Genomic DNA, 13,356 nt, shown 5'->3' on the forward strand with positions numbered 1-13,356 from the left:
CCCCTCACCCCTCAACCCTATTCGCTTTAACTCGGGTCACGATTTGCTGCAGAATGCCTTTCAACTGCTCACGGTCCGTGCTTGGTTTGAACTCCTTCTTATCGATGACGAGCGGTGCGCCGATGACAACCAGTGGAGCGCCTTGCTTAGGCATGTCTGCCGCTTGGTCGATCGTCAGTCCGCCAACAGCTTGCACCGGAATATTCACTGCTTCGACTACGGCAGCCAAATGATCGTATGGCGTGCGTGCCTTATCTTCACCGCGCTCATCGAATCCGGTATGGACGATAATGAAGTCGACCCCGTTTGCTTCCAGCATTTTGGCGCAAGCTACGGGATCCGGCGAAGCCATAATATCACCCATTACCTGGATACCATAATCGCGGGCTGCCTGAACAACAGCACGAATCGTAGCCTGATGAGCCACGCCCATGACAACAACGTGAGTAGCTCCGGCTTTTGCCATCATTTCGGCTTCCAGATAGCCCCCATCCATCGTCTTCAAATCGGCCACGATAGGGTGATTGGGGAAAGCTTTGCGTAGTGCCGCAACAGCATGAAGACCTTCTCCGAGCAACAGCGGCGTCCCCGCTTCAATCCAATCCACGCCTGCTTCAACGGCAACTTCGGCCATTTCTAATGCGTCCTTGATGGTAGTCAAATCCAGCGATATTTGCACGATAGGTTCCATAGTATCGTATTCTCCCCTTCGATTAGGCTTGAGGTAAGATGATTGATTTGGCGTGCTGCAAAGCATCCATTTCGTCAAAAGCCGATTTCCAATCGTCGATGCTATACAATTTCGCCATTGGGAGGGGATTGATTTCACCCTTGGCCATCATGAGGAGCACTTTCTCCCACATCGGATAGTTATGGCTGAACGAACCTTGCAACCGGACAGCTTTCTGAATTAACGGATCTAGTGAAAAGCCTATAGGATCAGGTCCCCAGCCGATCTTTGTTATTTGTCCGTTCGGACGGACAGCATCTATGCTTTGCTTCAAAGTGGCGGACACGCCTACCGCATCCAAGATGACATCAGGTCCAAATCCATCGCCGTATTGAAGCAGCTCGCTTACAACGTCTTTTCCGTCAGCCTCGATCACTTCATCTGCACCGAATTGCAAGGCCACCTCCAAGCGCTTCTTATCGCGGGCTGTACCGACGACCGTAAGACGTCCCGGGGAAAATAGTTTCGCGATCTGCACGCACATCAATCCGATGGGTCCGGGTCCAAATACGACAACATAGTCGCCCGGTCGAATATGAGAATGATGCGCTACTGCGTTGTAGGCTACGCACGCCGGTTCAGTCAGTGCAGCCATTTCGAAGGGAATGCCATCTGGCACATGGTGCACGATCGCTTCTCTTGTTTTGACAAATTGCGCCATCGCACCGTCCTCAAGCACACCGAAGCCTCTGCGTGTCGGACAAAGATTGTATTGGCCTGTACGGCAGTAAATGCATGTTTCACATATGTAAGCCGGCGTTTCGCTAACTACGCGATCGCCTGCTTTGAAGGCGGTTACGGAAGAACCTACATTTTCAATGATGCCGGCATATTCATGACCTAGCGTAACCGGTCGTTTTACCGGGAAGCCCTGGGAATTATGGTACATATGTAAGTCACTGCCGCATACGCCAGCGGCTTGTACGCGAATCAACACATCTTTCGGTCCCAGCTCGGGGACAGGTACCTCACGAACTTCGACTTTACCGGATCCTGCTTCATAATTGACAACTGCTTTCACTTTGTAACCGCCTCCAATTTGGAACGATTCTATTCTCGTATCATATCGCCTTGTTCGTTATTTCAGCGCGCGGCCGGATACGTACACGTATCTCTCGAATCGTGCCAGCACATGGCTCTTCTGAGTTGGGTAGTTCTCATACAAATAGTCGATGAAATGTCCGGGATGCTCCGTATTGCCTTCGAACATGTCGTAATGCGCAGGGATAACGGTGTCAATCCCGGCCGCGACTGCAAACTCGGCAGCCTCACGGAAGTTCATGTTGCCGACAATATTACGTGCTAGCCGGAACGGATCGCGTCCGTTAATGGGCAGAAGTGCGAGATCGACTTGCTCCGCTTTCACCGTTTCAATCAGCCCGGGATAAATCGTCGTATCCCCAGCATGATAGAACGTCACTCCGTTCAGGTTCAGCACATAACCAACGAACCGATGATCAAGTTCCGAATCATACTCCAGTTCTTCGTGCGCCGCTGGGATTGGCATGTAGCGAAGACCTCGCAGCTCCCGCCATTCGCCTGTTTTGGCATGAATGCTCCGCTCCGTTGACACGCCGAACTCAGCGAGCGAGTCGAGGCAATATCCTGGCGCCACAAACACCGTATCACCGCCAAGTTTGGCCATCGATGGCAGCGTATCCGGATCCATATGATCGATGTGATCGTGCGTGATCAGCACGCAATCCGCGTTCGTTGCCTCCTCTGGCCGAAGGGGCGGTTTAAACCGACGATAGGGAGCATCGGCCAAATACGGATCGATATACACGATCGTATCTCCCCCTTTGACGATGACGCTCACCTGCCCAAGAAACCAGATGGCGAGCATCCCGTATGGAACACGGGTTTCGTTAATCTCCCGAATCAGGTCCTCGCCTGTACGAACGATAGGGATATTCATTTTGTTATCCTCCTCCTTATAAAGCACCTATTGAGTTTACACACATCCTGGGTATTGACGCCCCCGCACGAGCAGATGCGGGTTGCGCGAGTTGGTTTGGTTAGGTTGTTTCGATCGTGCGCTCACATAGTGCAAGACGTATGCTCGCCGCTGACGATCCGTCGTTCCGTTATCTCCCGAACGATGCAGCATCGTCCCCGGAAAGAAGACGGCTGACCCCTTAGGCAGGAGGCATGGGACTTCATTTTCCTTCTTTGCTGCATGCACTTCTTGAAAATATCTCCTTTGGCGTTCATCGGACGGCACCTCATGCGGGTGAATGGGTTCGCGATGACTGCCGGGGATAACATGCAGGCAACCATTATGTTCATCAGCATCATCAAGTGCGATCCAAACGCCGATCAACGTATCAGGTTCGGTTTTCAGGTAATAAGAATCTTGATGGTAAGGTTGGCCGACTCCCAATTGTTGAGGCTTATCGATATACATGCTTTGTATGCACTTGATGTCGGGACCGAGAAGATCTGTCAGGGCATCGGCTATTGCGTCATGCATGGCATAATAGCGAAAGAGCTCATCTGATCTATGCATTTGATGACCCAGTTTAAACAGATAGGCTGGATCAGGCTCTTCATTCGTTGCAAGCCCTTTCAAGATTGCCTCCGGTTCCATATAGATGCCATTATGCTCGCCAAGCGGAATTTTCCCGGTAATCATGTTATTAGCATTCTGAATGATTTCGTCGCATTCAGCCAACGTAAACAATTGATTCATAATTAAATAGCCATTTTCTCTGAATTGTTTAATCTGAGCTTCAGTTAAGGTCGTCAATGAAATAACCTCCTTCTTCGTACTACTCATCTTCTACACCGGATACATGTAACCCTTCTCGCTCAAAAAAAGCCAGGACTCCATCGTTAGGAGTCCTGGCATATTTGTTGGTAAGGATGGCGAGCTGCCATCCCCTTATTCAGTTGAACGCGTTAGCGTCTTCTCCAGCATGCCCCGGACCAATCTCTCCAGTGCATCTTTATGAATGAATGGTGCAATTGCGGAGAGAATGTCGGCGCCAAGAAAACCAGACTCCACATGCTCCAGAAGCTTCTCCATACTCCCCCTAGATAAGAAAGGGGCAAGTCCGGCAATTCGGCCGGCCTCGATGCCGCCGCCTACTATCCGGTCAACCAGACGATCCAGTGTATCACGGCTTATAAACGGCGCCAACGCTTGCACAATATCCCAATTGACCGTACCTTCCTCGGCCTGCTGCACGAGCCGGTCGATTTGTTCTGTATCTAGGAAAGGTGCGAGTCCTACGAGCTGCCGCATGTCGAGCTTTCCGAGAGCTGCCTTCTCTACCAAGCGAGATAAGGAGCTTTTACTAATAAACGGGGCTAAACCATGAACAGCGTCAGCGCTCAGTCGGCCCTCCTCTACATAACTTAGCATCTCATCAATCGTGTCGCTCGCCAGAAACGGTGCAAGCTGCAATATCGCTTGCAAGCTCGGATGTGAGCCCTCATCGGCAGCATTCGAATCTTCCTCCTGCTGTTCGTCCTGAGCTGCCTCGGACACATTATCTGCTACTACTGGTTCTTCTGGGTCTTCTTCTGATCCTTCTTCTACCTGAGCATTTTCAATACTGTTACGTTCTTCATCTGCCGCAACCTGCGCGGATGCTGCCTCCTGCGCAAGCACCATCCGGCTTTCGCCGGCAAGCAGCTCATCAATGGACGTTTCGAGCAACCGGCTGATTGTCGGCAGCATGCCGATATCAGGCAGCGACTCACCGCGTTCCCACTTTGATACGGCTTGATGACTTATTCCTAAACGCTCGGCGAATTCCGCCTGCGTCATTCCTTTATCTTTTCTCAAACTGGAGATGAAAGCACCGATCTTACGCATTTCCATTATAGAACGCCTCCACTTGCAAGATTGTACAGTGCGCACTGTCTGCATTCAGCATAGCACGCTTGGTGGCTCTACTCTATCAATAGTCAGTTGAACACGTCAATTCAACTGGTGGTTGAATCCATCCTATTCAGGGTGATTATGGGATTCCGTCCCGAGCGCAAACGGCGTCGTAACCCCTTCATAGGCGAGATGCATGGACATCCCGACTTTGGCATGATCCAAGTTGTGGCAATGATCCATCCATATACCTGGGTTATCGGCGATAAAAGCGACCTCATACCGCTCACCTGGGCCGACGTACAGCGTATCGGACCACCATGGACTTCCGCTTACCAACTTGCCGTTACGGCTCAATACCAACATATGGTGGCCGTGCAAATGCATCGGATGGTCGACCATACCGCGGTTAACAATCGTTGTTTTGACCAAATCCCCCTCTTTCACCATGTACATGGACGTATTCGGGAACAGCTCGCCATTGATGGTGTACAATGCGCCGAAACCGCCGTTATAGAAAGTGAACTGATTATCCAAGACCATCAGAAACTCTCTGTCAAAATGACTGTCTAAACTAAAAGGCAGCACTTCCGGCGTTCCGTAAGTGGAAGGATCGAATATGCTGATGCTCTTAGGCAAATCAAGAGGTTCCCCATTGCCATGCTCACTGAAGAGAATGCCTTCCTTCGCATTACCGCCGATGTTAACAAATACCGGCGTATCCGGCATGACGAAAGTCACGTCATAACGACCGCCGGTCGTCACCTCAAGGCGAGAATTACTGCTCAAATCCGGCGGCCCATTTAGCTCCGTGCCATCGATGGCCGCTACTTGAAAGGGAACGCCTACAATGGTGAATGCGCGCTGCACCCAGTTCTCGGTATTAATCAAGCGCAGCCGCACAGGCGTGCCCGGAGCTGCCTGAACATGCTCGAGCAGATTGGTATCCGCTCCTGCACCGAAGGAGAACCCGCTGTTCTTTAACGAATAGGTCATGATCGTCCGATCAATTCCATAATTAGTTGCAGGATCAGCAGGATCCTCTACCACTAATGCACCGAACAACCCTTTCTTCACTGCCTCGGCTGAGTCTTGGTGAGAATGGTACCAGAAGGTGCCTGTTTGCTCCGCGATGAATCGATACTTATGCGTCTGCCCTGGCATGACCGCATTCTGGGTCGCGCCTGCAACACCATCTTCTGCATTTGGAACATCCAGACCATGCCAATGTAACGTAACTCCAACATCTACGTTATCATTGATCAATGTAACTTCGATCAGTTCCCCCTGCTGCATCCGCAGCTCCGGTCCGGGAATTTGACCGTTATATGTCCATGCCTCCACCATTTTACCCGAGCTGTTGCGAACCAGCTTTTTCTCTGCGGTCAGCGTAAATCGGCGATCGGGCTCTCCCTCGCTTGGCCCTGTTAACGTCTCCACGCTGACCGTACTACCGCCGGCGCTCGTAGATACAGCATAGGCAGCGTGCTGATGAGCGATCGAACTAACAATACCTCCGCCGAAGTCGGAAGTTCCGGTCATCATGCTCATCGTTTCCAGGAGACGGCTTTCATTCATCGCATACATCCAGCCCCCAACGGCGATCAGCACAACGACTAGGATCTCAGAGATTCCTTTAGCCACACGAAGCTTACGGCCCAGAGGCACCCAATTCTCACATTGATGGATGCTCTTGCTGCGATTAAGTACGCGATAAGCCATAATCGTAATGAACACCAGAAGTACGAGAACAACTCCAGACACGTCAAGCCAATTGATGGGCACAACCGGAACGAAGTAGAAATAGAAGCTGGCTAATGCGGTGTATTTGATTGCTTTGAACGGAATGATCAGAGTGGAGTCGCCAGCCGAGCGGTAGGCAGCAACATCGAGCGGCGCATCTTGATTCTCAGCTGGCAGCCGCATCATGCGGATGATTCGAGGAATGCCGTAGATAACGCTTGCCATCACTGCAATCAGCAGCGGCGGAAGTTGGAGGAGAATGCGATCCTGCGCGAACAGCCACCCGAATTTCGTGTACAGCTGCTGTGCAAGGACTACTTTACCTGCGAGCGCAAGCGTACATAGGCTAAACAATATCAGAATGGCTCTTGATTTATGTTTCAGCTTCTTGTAAGACGAACTATAAACAAGACGGCCTGCCTTGCCGCCGGCCATCCAACCGAAGACTACAAGCAGTACTGTAGTTAGGGCATCCAGCCCGTAAAATAAAGCATACATCGAACAAATCCCCTTTGGCATCATGAGTTATGCCAACATATTACGGGAAATCGAAGTGGACTTTAACAGTCTGAAGTTTAGTTTTCACCCAGCCTAAGGTCGGGTCCAGGTCTGGTACCCGAGCGAGCTTGACCTTATGACTCGCTCAGTTTGCTGCCCTCTCGCACTACATGTACCTGCACGGTTAGTTTGCTGTCTACGGTTGCTAAAATCACATTTTTCAATAAAACAGGTTGAATTTCCGTCTCCAGCCACACATGGTCTTTGCCGATTTCGCGCAGCAGCGCATGCTCCATATGGCCATCGGTTATGATCGGTTTCGTCAAGTTGAAAGGTTTCGTTGCAAGCTTGAGGTCCGTCGGCGTCACGGGCTGATACTCCGTATTGACGAAGACAGACAACGTGCCGCCCGGCTCCCATGCCGCAAAGGCAACCTTCGTGATATCTTCCACATTCGATTTGCGTAACTCGGCATACAAGAATTCAATCGTGAGCTTCGCTTTCGCGAGATTCCGGTAATCAAGCTCCCCATTCTGAATAAGGGTAATCGCAGGCGGATCGAAGAATTGTTTAAGCAACGGCACCTTCAGGCTGAGCCAGACCGCTGCTAAGTATAACAGCACAAGGGAGATGGTTGTAATCATCGATCCTTTCAGCCCCAGATGCTCGTCCGACAGTGGATGGGCAATAATATTGCCGAGCGTCAGCGCAATAATGAAATCCAGAAATCGAAGCTGAGAGATGGAGCGTTGTCCCATCATTTTGGCAGCGAATAATAGAAAGACAAATCCAACGATGCTGCGCAAAATCCAGCCCATTGCCGTTAATGATTCTTGGCTTTTGAAAAAATCCACGCCTTCAATCCCTCCGTTACCCTCATTTCAATCTGATAGTGTCCCCCACTTCTGCCCCACACATACTTTTCCAGTTGTTAATGTTTGGTAATAGTGATATCATACTAATATCAAAAAGATATGAGTAATCAAGACATGACAAGGAGGATAACCATGCAAGAACACAAAGCGTGGCATGTAAATGGATTTGCCGTTATATTTGTTTCCGTCATGTTAGTCGTGTTGATGATTCTGACATTCGTCAAAGCAATAGACGAAACGCCGGATTTTACGCTTATCGTGCTGGGAGCTGTTCAATTGATCTTGCTCGTGATCTGCCTATCTTCGCTAATCATCGTGAATCCGAACGAGAGCGCAGTCATCACGTTTTTCGGGAAATACAAGGGAACCGTGCTCGAAAGCGGGTTATGGATGGTTCTTCCGCTCACGGATAAGAGAAAGGTAACGCTTCGCGTGCGCAACTTTACGAGCCAGAAGCTTAAAGTAAACGACGCACAAGGCAATCCGGTAGAAATTGCGGCCGTCGTCGTATTTAAGGTCATGGATACGGCGAAAGCTTCCTTTAACGTTGATAATTACGAGAAGTTCGTGGAAATTCAAAGCGAAACGGCGGTACGGCATATCGCTGCGCAATATCCGTACGATACGTTTTCGGATGAACAGCAGTTTTCGTTGCGAGGTAATGCGGATGACGTGGCCGGCGAATTAATGACGGAACTTCAGAGCAAATTGTTGTTTTCCGGCGTGCAAATCATCGAAACACGTCTCATTCATCTCGCCTACGCGCAGGAAATCGCAAGCGCTATGCTGCAGCGGCAGCAGGCTACCGCAATCGTGGCGGCGAGATCCAAGATCGTCGAAGGTGCGGTGGGTATGGTCGACATGGCGCTTCGTCAACTGGAAGACAAGGGGATCGTCCTCGACGAGGAGCGCCGTGCGGTAATGGTCAACAATCTGATGGTTGCCATCGTATCCGATAAAGGCGCAACGCCTGTAATCAATACGGGCACCTTGTACACCTAAGGGGCGGATATCAATCGCAACTGAGAAAAAGGCGTTTCCCCTTCGCCTGGACCCGGAAATTTATCGTGCGATCGAACAGTGGGCGAACGAAGAATTCCGAAGCGTCAACGGACATCTCGAATTTCTGATTCGCGAAGCGTTAAAGAAGGCTGATCGTTTGCCTAAGAAGCCTAATGCTTAAGTGGAAGATAACAAATAATGGCGGCCTCGGGCAAATTCCCGTGCCGCCATTTTACTGTTGGTTTAAATCACTTTTATATTCAGCAGCCTGGTCTTCGTGACCATCCCCGCACTTTCCAATGTTAATTTAGAAGCTTCGTTATAATACCAACATCCGCATATCGGCGTTAAGTTGTGCTCATAACACCATTGTTTCAGTTGTAGGATGATGTTCCTTCCAATCCCTTGCTTTCGATACCGCTCATTCGTAAACATGCCAATGCTTGCCACGCCGGCAATAAGCTTGGATTTCTCGAGAACGCCAATGCCAAGCAGCAATGCACCTCTATGATAAGTGAATAGCTCTTTGTTACGGATTCGATACTCGTAGTCATGGAGAAAATCGCCGCAAACCTGCTCGATTTGATATAAATCAGCTGCATCAGCAAGGCGGAATGACTCCTCCCCTGAAACATTATTTATCGGCAGTTCCACTTGACTGTCTTGAAAGAAGTACGCTTGTTTATCGATCTTGAAGTCCCTATCTAAAGCGAGACTTAGAAAAAGCTCATCGCAGGTAGGAACGAATAGCGAGGTCAGCGTGCTACCTTCAAGTACTTGGCTAAATAGCCGCTGTGCATGCTTCCGGTATGCGCGGCTTATGTAGAATTGAGTAAGCATGTTGTCCTTATGGATAGCAAAGTAGCCAATGGCTATTGCTCCTTCTTCGATCATGTAGAACGTCGATGTTAATATATGCTCCTCCAGAAAAGAATCAAATGGTGAAGATAGTCCATGAATATATTCTTCGATAAGATGTTGAATCTCACTGATCTGACATGGTCTCGTTATCATCTCAAGCAACCCCTTCACGCTAAGTTTTGAACTGGATCTCATGCGCTTGATCTTCACCAGCCACAAATTTCAGCAATTGAGCACCTTCTTCGGCTAGTTCATCGCATTCCTGCGAAGATAGTTTCTTGAATGGTTCAATGATTAATGAAGCTGTTCCACGTCCCCGACTCATATTCCACATTCCGCTAACAAAGCCGTCAACAAGAATAACCGATCGGATGATGCCGTTCTTCGTAAATACATGCTTCCGATAAGCGTCATCGATAATCCTTGTACGATCAGCATGTGATAAGAGTATATTGTCAAAATCGCCCAGAAATCGAGGTGGAGATGGGCTTTCTGCATCCGGCCGCGGTGCATCCAGCTGGTCGAACAGCTCATTCCCCTGCTCGTCATGGAAGCTAACGAGCTGAGGGCGGAGCTTCTCAAACACACTTCGCAGCCCTGTTAAACCCGACCACACCTGCATGTCTTTCACAGAAGCTGGGCCAAAGGCGGATAAATAGCGGAGGATCATCTTCTCCACGGCCGGTTCGGGAGAAAGAGACTGGCCTAACCATGCTTCTGCAGAAGTATGTGTTGCTTGCCCGCTTTCGCCCCAAAGCCCGCGCGGTGGTAATTGGACTAGCGGCACTGAATTTCGAATGGCGGCTGCGAGAGCTTCGGGGTCTCGGTCCGGCCATATTTCGCTAAGCTGCTTGCCAAGTTCAATGGAGGTCATCGGCTTCGCATCGACCATTGTACGGCCTGCGTCAGCAAGCTCCTTCTCCTTTAAACCAGTGAGCTGTTTGCCGTAGCTGCCGTTTAATCCTCGTTGAAGGACGGATTGTACCAAAGGACGTAACTCCAAACAATCGCGAGCAGACACCAAGTGAATGGTAGAACGCATCAGCGCGATGCGAACGGCCTTTCTGCCTTGAATAAGCTGGCTCAGTTCTTCCTGCCGGAAACCATTGAGTCGTGTCCACAAACCGTAATAAGGTGAATTCGGAGCTTGGGCCTGTAACCCGACTAATCGCTCTATCGCATCCAATGCTGGCAGATTCACGCGTTTCAGCAGCATCTGCCTTGCGAGCAGTGCTCGGTTCAAATCACGTTTTCCAAGTAGTGGAACTGCTTCCGTCATGTACTCCGCCCCCAGTTTCGTTCGGATCATTTCAAACATCTTCTCTATGACTCGCTGAATTCCTCTTCCCTATTTTTATATCCTTTTGCATCCGCTTAGATGGAAATTTCTCTCAGTGTATGAGAAACTAGTAATGAAACCAGATATGAGAGGATGATTGTAGAAATGGCAGAAGAACGCAAATATTCCATAGAAACATTAGCTGTGCATGCAGGACAAGAGATTGATCCAACGACGATGTCACGTGCAGTACCGCTCTACCAGACGACTTCTTATGGGTTCCGTGATTCCGAGCATGCTTCAAATTTATTCTCTCTCCAAGAATTTGGAAACATCTATACGCGCATTATGAACCCCACAACGGATGTCTTTGAGAAAAGAATTGCCGCACTTGAAGGCGCGCCTGCAGCATTAGCTACTTCTTCAGGAATGGCAGCCATTACATACTCCATTCTGAATATTGCGGAAGCAGGAGATGAAATTGTCTCCGCAGCGAGTCTGTACGGCGGCACTTATAATTTATTCTCCACTACATTGCCGAAGCTTGGCATCAAAGTTCATTTCGTTGATCCTAGTAACCCTGACAATTTCCGCAGCGCCATTAATGAAAGAACGAAGGCTATCTTCGCAGAGACCATCGGCAATCCCAAGGGGGACGTACTCGATATTGAAGCAGTCGCCAACATTGCCCATGCGAACGGCCTTCCTCTTATTGTAGATAATACATTCCCAAGCCCCTACTTGCTTCGTCCGATTGAGCATGGAGCCGATATTGTCGTCCATTCCGCGACCAAGTTTATTGGTGGACATGGCACTTCGATCGGCGGCATTATCGTAGATGGCGGGAAATTCGATTGGAAAGGAAGCGGTCGATTCCCAGGCCTGACGGAACCGGATGCGAGCTATAACGGGGTCGTGTATACGGATGCTGTAGGACCGATCGCCTATATTATTAAAGCACGTGTGCAATTGCTTCGTGATATGGGTGCTGCTATATCTCCGTTCAATTCCTTTATGCTGCTGCAAGGCTTGGAAACGTTACATCTGCGTATGGATCGTCATTCCTCCAATGCGCTGGCAACGGCATTGTTTCTAGAACAGCATGAAGCTGTAGAGTGGGTTAGTTATCCCGGCTTGCAGAGCCATCCTTCTTATGATAAAGCACTCAAGTATTTGCCTAACGGCCAAGGCGCTATTCTGACGTTCGGCATTAAAGGCGGCTTGAATGCTGGGAAGAAAGTGATCGAAAACGTGAAGCTGTTCTCCCACTTGGCGAATGTAGGCGATTCGAAGTCGCTCATTATTCACCCAGCCAGCACCACTCATGCCCAGCTTAAGGAAGATGAGCAAATCGCGACCGGCGTTTCACCGGGAATGATTCGACTTTCCATTGGTACGGAAGGCATCACAGATATCCTCCGGGATTTGGAGCAAGCGATTCAAGCGAGCCAGCAATAACCGTACACGACAAAGACCGGTAAGGAGAAGTTCCCATTCTCCCACACCGGTCTTTATTTGTTGTCAGATCGATTAGTTGAACCGTTTAATAATGGCTTCGATTGTCTCATCCGCAGAATCGTACGGCACTTGGCAAGTTCCGGCTGCTTCGTGTCCACCGCCACCAAATTCTCGCATTAAGTAACCGACCGGAACATCACATGACCGATTTACAATGCTATGACCGCAAGCGATCGCACAATTCTGTTTCTGGAACCCATCCACAATCCAAAGCGACACGTTCTGCTCAGGGTGAAGTGCATACACCAAGAATCGATTACCCGGATAAATGGTTTCGACACCTCTAAGATCCGTAATAATCGCATTTCCTTCTACACGCGTATGGGCAACAAGCATTTCGCGGAACAACTCATCAAGCTCAAAGTACCGTGTCACCCGTTGTTTCACGTCTTCATCCTGCATAATTTCTTCAAGTGATTGCTCCAGACAAAGCCCGACTAACTTCTCCATCAGCTGGTAGTTACTGATACGGAAATCACGATAGCGTCCAAGTCCAGTGCGAGAGTCCATAATAAAGGAGAGTAAATCCCATCCTTGCGGAGCAATAATATCCTCCTTGCTGAACTTTGCGGCATCCGCCTTGTCTACACCTTCCATGATGCTATCGAAGAAAGGACCAAACTTCTCGCGTCCCCCATAAAAATCATAGACGACTCTCGCGGCGCTATCTGCGATTCTGATCTCGCCTTTGTATGTAAATCCTTCTTCCTGCGAACGCTTCAACTCACTGGCATGATGATCGAACCATAAGCCGCAGCCTTCTTTGAAAGGAACATTCGTCAATATATCGTTTTCCGTAATCTCAACTAAACCATCTTGCATATCTTTCGGGTGTACAAACTTCATATCGTCGATCATGCCTAACTTTCTAAACAAAACCGCTGTAACCAATCCATCGAAATCTGATCTTGTGACTAACCTCATCCTGACCCCTCCGTGTAGTAGATCTATCAGCCTGTTAATAGGACTATTATACCATACCATTATAATGAAGAATGTAATAGGAATGAATAATGTGGAT

The 13,356-nt window shown here is 49.3% G+C and carries 12 protein-coding genes; 2 read left to right on the forward strand and 10 right to left on the reverse strand.

The annotated features are described in order from the left end of the window. Positions 1-4: 4 nt before the first annotated feature. The 7 genes from AC506A_RS10535 to AC506A_RS10565 all read right to left on the reverse strand — a co-directional run bounded on the left by AC506A_RS10535 (position 5) and on the right by AC506A_RS10565 (position 7,654). The gene (locus tag AC506A_RS10535) at positions 5-691 is read right to left on the reverse strand and encodes an orotidine 5'-phosphate decarboxylase / HUMPS family protein (RefSeq protein ID WP_495460877.1); all 687 of its coding nucleotides are present in this window, start codon (positions 689-691) and stop codon (positions 5-7) included. Positions 692-713: 22 nt separating this feature from the next. Beyond that, positions 714-1,751 (reverse strand): zinc-binding dehydrogenase, encoded by a 1,038-nt coding sequence (locus AC506A_RS10540; protein ID WP_495460878.1) that lies wholly within the window; start codon positions 1,749-1,751, stop codon positions 714-716. Positions 1,752-1,808: 57 nt separating this feature from the next. Beyond that, positions 1,809-2,648, reverse strand: coding sequence for an MBL fold metallo-hydrolase (locus AC506A_RS10545; RefSeq protein ID WP_495460879.1), 840 nt, complete (start codon positions 2,646-2,648; stop codon positions 1,809-1,811). A gap of 36 nt (positions 2,649-2,684) precedes the next feature. Continuing rightward, positions 2,685-3,479 carry a phytanoyl-CoA dioxygenase family protein gene (locus AC506A_RS10550; protein ID WP_495460880.1) on the reverse strand — a complete coding sequence of 265 codons (795 nt, stop codon included), beginning with the start codon at positions 3,477-3,479 and terminating at the stop codon, positions 2,685-2,687. Positions 3,480-3,614: 135 nt separating this feature from the next. Beyond that, positions 3,615-4,559 carry a helix-turn-helix domain-containing protein gene (locus tag AC506A_RS10555; RefSeq protein WP_495460881.1) on the reverse strand — a complete coding sequence of 315 codons (945 nt, stop codon included), beginning with the start codon at positions 4,557-4,559 and terminating at the stop codon, positions 3,615-3,617. Positions 4,560-4,685: 126 nt separating this feature from the next. Continuing rightward, positions 4,686-6,800, reverse strand: a complete 2,115-nt coding sequence (locus AC506A_RS10560) for a multicopper oxidase family protein (RefSeq protein WP_495460882.1) — start codon at positions 6,798-6,800, stop codon at positions 4,686-4,688. 134 nt (positions 6,801-6,934) lie between these two features. Further along, positions 6,935-7,654, reverse strand: a complete 720-nt coding sequence (locus AC506A_RS10565; RefSeq protein WP_495460883.1) for a DUF421 domain-containing protein — start codon at positions 7,652-7,654, stop codon at positions 6,935-6,937. A gap of 153 nt (positions 7,655-7,807) precedes the next feature. Between AC506A_RS10565 and AC506A_RS10570 the strand changes: the two genes are divergently transcribed. Next, the gene (locus AC506A_RS10570) at positions 7,808-8,677 is read left to right on the forward strand and encodes an SPFH domain-containing protein (protein ID WP_495460884.1); all 870 of its coding nucleotides are present in this window, start codon (positions 7,808-7,810) and stop codon (positions 8,675-8,677) included. Between the two features lie 243 nt (positions 8,678-8,920). On the opposite strand, the gene AC506A_RS10575 is transcribed toward AC506A_RS10570, so the two are convergent. Next, on the reverse strand, positions 8,921-9,691 hold the full coding sequence (locus AC506A_RS10575) for a GNAT family N-acetyltransferase (protein ID WP_495460885.1): 771 nt from the start codon (positions 9,689-9,691) through the stop codon (positions 8,921-8,923). Positions 9,692-9,710: 19 nt separating this feature from the next. Continuing rightward, positions 9,711-10,847: a winged helix DNA-binding domain-containing protein gene (locus AC506A_RS10580; protein ID WP_495460886.1), complete on the reverse strand. Its 1,137-nt coding sequence runs from the start codon at positions 10,845-10,847 to the stop codon at positions 9,711-9,713. 135 nt (positions 10,848-10,982) lie between these two features. On the opposite strand from AC506A_RS10580, the gene AC506A_RS10585 reads away from it, so the two are divergent. After that, a complete protein-coding gene (locus AC506A_RS10585) occupies positions 10,983-12,275 on the forward strand; it encodes a homocysteine synthase (RefSeq protein ID WP_495460887.1) in 1,293 nt (430 codons plus the stop codon). A 72-nt stretch (positions 12,276-12,347) separates the two neighbouring features. Here the strand turns inward: AC506A_RS10585 and AC506A_RS10590 are convergent, their stop codons facing one another. Further along, a complete protein-coding gene (locus AC506A_RS10590) occupies positions 12,348-13,259 on the reverse strand; it encodes an exopolyphosphatase (RefSeq protein WP_495460888.1) in 912 nt (303 codons plus the stop codon). Positions 13,260-13,356 lie beyond the last annotated feature (97 nt).

This window comes from Paenibacillus sp. N22P23 (assembly GCF_059383735.1).

Bases quoted from the DNA above. Each gene is read 5' to 3' on its own strand.
- AC506A_RS10535 (WP_495460877.1), bottom strand. From the start codon at position 691: ATGGAACCTATCGTGCAAATATCGCTGGATTTGACTACCATCAAGGAC.
- AC506A_RS10545 (WP_495460879.1), bottom strand. From the start codon at position 2,648: ATGAATATCCCTATCGTTCGTACAGGCGAGGACCTGATTCGGGAGATT.
- AC506A_RS10555 (WP_495460881.1), bottom strand. From the start codon at position 4,559: ATGGAAATGCGTAAGATCGGTGCTTTCATCTCCAGTTTGAGAAAAGAT.
- AC506A_RS10560 (WP_495460882.1), bottom strand. From the start codon at position 6,800: ATGTATGCTTTATTTTACGGGCTGGATGCCCTAACTACAGTACTGCTT.
- AC506A_RS10570 (WP_495460884.1), top strand. From the start codon at position 7,808: ATGCAAGAACACAAAGCGTGGCATGTAAATGGATTTGCCGTTATATTT.
- AC506A_RS10575 (WP_495460885.1), bottom strand. From the start codon at position 9,691: ATGATAACGAGACCATGTCAGATCAGTGAGATTCAACATCTTATCGAA.
- AC506A_RS10580 (WP_495460886.1), bottom strand. From the start codon at position 10,847: ATGATCCGAACGAAACTGGGGGCGGAGTACATGACGGAAGCAGTTCCA.
- AC506A_RS10585 (WP_495460887.1), top strand. From the start codon at position 10,983: ATGGCAGAAGAACGCAAATATTCCATAGAAACATTAGCTGTGCATGCA.
- AC506A_RS10590 (WP_495460888.1), bottom strand. From the start codon at position 13,259: ATGAGGTTAGTCACAAGATCAGATTTCGATGGATTGGTTACAGCGGTT.